The 4,281-nt window shown below is 45.0% G+C and carries 5 protein-coding genes; 3 read left to right on the top strand and 2 right to left on the bottom strand.

The features are described from left to right. On the top strand, positions 1-421 hold a 421-nt coding region (locus tag AB4653_RS04275), incomplete at its 5' end, for an HD-GYP domain-containing protein (RefSeq protein ID WP_372103413.1). Between the two features lie 30 nt (positions 422-451). Here the strand turns inward: AB4653_RS04275 and AB4653_RS04270 are convergent. After that, positions 452-1,471: a DMT family transporter gene (locus AB4653_RS04270; RefSeq protein ID WP_009845605.1), complete on the bottom strand. Its 1,020-nt coding sequence runs from the start codon at positions 1,469-1,471 to the stop codon at positions 452-454. A gap of 91 nt (positions 1,472-1,562) precedes the next feature. Here AB4653_RS04270 and AB4653_RS04265 point away from each other — a divergent pair, with 91 nt between their 5' ends. Continuing rightward, positions 1,563-2,477 carry a LysR substrate-binding domain-containing protein gene (locus AB4653_RS04265; protein WP_009845606.1) on the top strand — a complete coding sequence of 305 codons (915 nt, stop codon included), beginning with the start codon at positions 1,563-1,565 and terminating at the stop codon, positions 2,475-2,477. Between the two features lie 72 nt (positions 2,478-2,549). Next, on the top strand, positions 2,550-2,870 hold the full coding sequence (locus tag AB4653_RS04260) for a heavy metal-binding domain-containing protein (RefSeq protein WP_004730185.1): 321 nt from the start codon (positions 2,550-2,552) through the stop codon (positions 2,868-2,870). Between the two features lie 100 nt (positions 2,871-2,970). Here the strand turns inward: AB4653_RS04260 and AB4653_RS04255 are convergent, their stop codons facing one another. After that, positions 2,971-4,227 carry a peptidoglycan DD-metalloendopeptidase family protein gene (locus AB4653_RS04255; RefSeq protein ID WP_009845607.1) on the bottom strand — a complete coding sequence of 419 codons (1,257 nt, stop codon included), beginning with the start codon at positions 4,225-4,227 and terminating at the stop codon, positions 2,971-2,973. Positions 4,228-4,281 lie beyond the last annotated feature (54 nt).

Here is a 4,281-nt window from a genome sequence, read left to right as displayed (position 1 = left end):
CGATCATATTATTCAAACCTTCACCATGCTTAACAAGCTGCCTTATCCTTCTTACCTCCAGAATATTCCGGATATCGCCAGCGGACACCACGAGCGTATCGACGGCAAGGGCTACCCAAGAGGCTTAAGCGAAGACCAATTACCTCTACCGTCCAGAGCGATGGCCATTGCTGATGTCTTTGAAGCGCTCACCTCTAGTGATCGCCCGTATAAGAAAGGCAAACTCCTAAGCGAATCACTCAACATCATGACCGACATGGCCACCAGCGGTCATATCGATCCCAAGCTGTATTTGCTGTTCTTAGAAAACAAAATCTACGACAAATACGCTGAGCGATTCCTAGAGACTAAACAGCGTTGCGAGATTGAACCAAACGAACACATCGACCGAGTAAAAGAGTACATTCGTTCATTGTTCTAGGCTTTTGTCTGTAATCTTCAGCCTCAATGTTTAGCTTTTAACGGCAGAGTCCAAAACCGCAGCATCTGCTACAACCACAGCAGATCGAGGTGTTTGCTTGGCTTTTGCTTTGCTGTGTCTTTTAGCCAATAGAGTATTGGTTATGCTCGCCACGACTATCAAATTGATGCCGATTAACTGCTGAGATGAAAACACGTCATCAAAGAACAAGCTCTGCCATAACGCACTGAACAGCATGTTCGTGAAAATTAGGGGAGCCAACTGAGAACCGCTGTCTGCCAACTTGTACGCTTTCGAGCGGAAGATTTGCGTGTTAATAGTAAATAGAGCCAATCCAAAAGCGCCAAGCCCAATCCAGCGTAAGCCTTCAAAAGATAGCAGAGCCGAAAAGGTTCCATTGCCCGCAGCACTCTCAAGCATATCTGGATCCGCAGATACTGAAGTAAACACAACCATTGGTATCACAAAGATTGCCGCGACCAAGAACGTCCACGCGTTAAGCTCTGCGGGTGCCAGGCTAGTCTTGGATGCTCGATACAAACTCACTTGTGAACCTGAATTAAACACACCCGCCAATAACCCTAGCAATAGCGCTGGCCTAAAGAATTCCGAACCAAACTCAAACTGCGACCAATCCCCTGCCATCATCACTACGCCGAAAAATGTAATGGCTAAACATGCGATAGTCGTTGTATGAATCTTGGTTCCGAATATTAATTTTTCTAACAACGGAATAAACAGCGGACCCGTACTGAATAACACCACACCTTCAACCAGCGTTAAGGTTTGTAGTGAAGTAAGGAAACACCACTGACACGCCACCATAAAGATCGCCCGCATCACCAAAGGTTTCCACATATCGAGTGAAGGTTTCGTTATTTTGTAAAACATCAAGAATAAAAATAAGAACAGACTGGGTAACAAAAAACGCACAAAACTGAGTAACGAGATTGGCATCACTTCAGATAGATACTTGGCCATCAAGCCACTCAAAGACAAACTGAACGTCGACAACAACATGAAAGTCGTCGCCTTGGTAATATCAGACATAATTATCACCTCCTATGACACCTATTTTAGAAGCGTGACGTGATGAAAAATAGCGAGTAATATTAACCATAACTGTAAGGAAAACTTACCAATGAAGAAACTCGTCCCGCTTAAATCCGTTTATGCTTTCATTGCTGTTGCTGAAACCGGCAGCATGACCGACGCTGCTCGAGTGTTGTATGTCAGTCATTCTGCAGTAAGCCAAGCCATCAAATCACTAGAGCAACTGGTTAATAAACCGCTATTTCAGCGAGTAGGTCGTCGTGTTGTTCTTAATGCCGCCGGTAAGCGATATTATCGAAAGGTTGCGCCCGCACTTGAACAGGTGATAGAAGCCACCGAAGAGCTTGCCAGAACGCCTAACGATCACCGCATTACCCTCAACATGGTGAACTCACTCGCCATGCACTGGTGGATCCCGCGAGTCTCGGAATTCCAAAGCTTTGCCCCCTCTCTTGATATTCGTATATCCACGCTAACGGGCACTTTCGACATAGAGCAGGAAGGTGTCGACATCGCGCTGGTGCACGGTAAACCGAGCGAGTGGGACCGATATTACAGCGAAAAGCTCGGTGACGATGATCTGGTATTGGTGTGCAGCCCAGCACTATTGAAAAACCAAATGGGATTAAGCGTTGAACAACTGGTGAAACAAAACCCAACCATTGGTGTCTTCAACCCAAGAAGACAGCATGACTGGCAAGTGTGGTGCGATCATTACCAAATACCCATGCCGACGTTCCACAGTAACTTGACGTTCGATGTCTCGATTCAAGCCGTACAGGCTGCCATTCGTTCGCTTGGTGTATTAGTCACTCACCGCTTGTTTGTGAAAGATGACATCAGCCATGGCATGTTGGTCGAAATTAGTGAGCCAGTGGCTAACCCCCATCAAGATTTCTATTTCGTTTGTCCAAAAAACAAATTAAAACAAGAAAGTGTGCTAAAACTGAGAACATGGTTGAGGCATGAATTCACACGCTCAGAGACAAAACTCAGCGAGTAACTAATCATCAAGTAACAAACCAACTAGTAACAACTCATCTAGTAACCAACCATCTAACTTACAGAGGCCATTATGATTATTACCACCACACAATCTGTCGAAGGCAAACGCATTGTCGATTACAAAGGGGTTATTGCCGGAGAAGCCATTCTAGGGGTTAACGTATTCAAGGATATGTTTTCAGGTATTCGAGACTTCGTCGGTGGACGTTCTGGCACCTATGAAAAGGAACTGGAGAAAGCACGTAACTACGCATTCAAAGAGCTAGAGCAGAAAGCGATTGAAGCGGGTGCAAACGCAGTTGTTGGTGTCGATATCGATTATGAAGTCTTAGGAACAGGTAATGGCATGTTGATGGTATCAGCCAGCGGAACAGCGGTTGTCGTCGCTTAATCGAATCTGAAATCATGTGATTCAATAAATGCTTATTCCAACGTTCGGTTTGTTTATCACCAGAAGGTTGGAATAAGGATAAGCCGTGGCTGAAGTGAATTTAACTCGTTCTGCCTTCTTGCTCAGAGATGATCTCATCAAAAGAGGCAATTCGAGCGAGGAACGTCCCCTTGTCTTTCGGTAATATAGAGCTTGCCAAAGGCAGGTCAGCCTTCATCGCGTCGACCGCCCTTCCACGTACCAACACTTCAAAATGTAAGTGAGGCCCTGTTAAACGGCCTGTTGCACCCGACAACGCAATTTCCTGCCCACGCTTAATCTGTTGCCCTTTCTTAACCAAGAATCGACTCAAATGCAGATAACGAGTTTTGTAAACACTGTTATGTTCTATCACTATGTATTTCCCTGCGTATGGATGGTCACGAAGTGCCACAACCCTACCGTCTCCCGTTGAATAAACGGGTGAACCCACAGGTGTGGCGAAATCAGTACCATTATGCGGCGATACACGTCCAGTCACAGGATGCTTTCGGAATGGGTTGAATGATGAAGTGATTCTTCGGAATTGTTTGTCTATTGGGTATCGATTGAAAGCTTGCTCAAGGCTATTCCCTTCTCGGTCATAGAAACGTCCATCCGCAGCAAGAAAAGCCGCCACTTCCCTATTTCGTAGCTTGATAGAGACCCCTTGCACTTCAGTCTTACCCGTTAAGTGATCTTCCATGTATTGCTCTTTAACCAAAACATTAAAGCTGTCGCCAGCTCTGAGATCTTTGGAGAAGTTAATTTTATCTTTCAGCGTTCGAGTGATATTGGCTATCTGGGCACTGGTTAAACCGGCCTTGTAAGCTGACGTGGAAAAACTACCCTGCACCGCACCTGCGTACAGCTTTTCTTTCCATTCCCCAGGAGTCTCGATGAACTGATAACTAAAACTACCGTCATCATTTTCTGTGTAAACAGCCTGCTCAACCAAGCTCTCATGGTAAATCAATTCGACTAGCTGCTTAGAGTCACTATCCAACAACAACTCTAGATGATCACCAGGCTTGATCGTGTCCAGTTTCAGTGATTCTAGATCGGCCTCAAGTATCTTTTGAGCCGTTCCGTAAGGGAGTTTCCAAGAGGTAAATACATTACTGAGTGTATCCCCAACTTTGACAAAATAATGAACTCTTACCAGAGAACTTGACTCAACGTCTGAACTCGATGGCTTCTCATCAGCCGAAACCACACCTTGGTAAGGTGTAATTTTGATAGCGATGTCTTCTGGTGGTTCAGGAGAAAGAGAAAGATATAAAGCAAGTGAAAATGCGCTGATAGCAGTAACAATCAGGCCAGTGCGGAGGAACTTCATAAAAATACTTAACGGTTATCACAATGAACTTTTCAAATGTTATAACATAACAAT

Origin of the sequence: Vibrio sp. 10N.222.48.A3 (genome assembly GCF_041475345.1) — a bacterium.
GTDB classification, from domain to species: domain Bacteria; phylum Pseudomonadota; class Gammaproteobacteria; order Enterobacterales; family Vibrionaceae; genus Vibrio; species Vibrio tasmaniensis_A.
The sequence above is the reverse complement of the archived record's forward strand: the minus strand, read 5'-3'. Positions and strand labels throughout refer to the sequence as shown.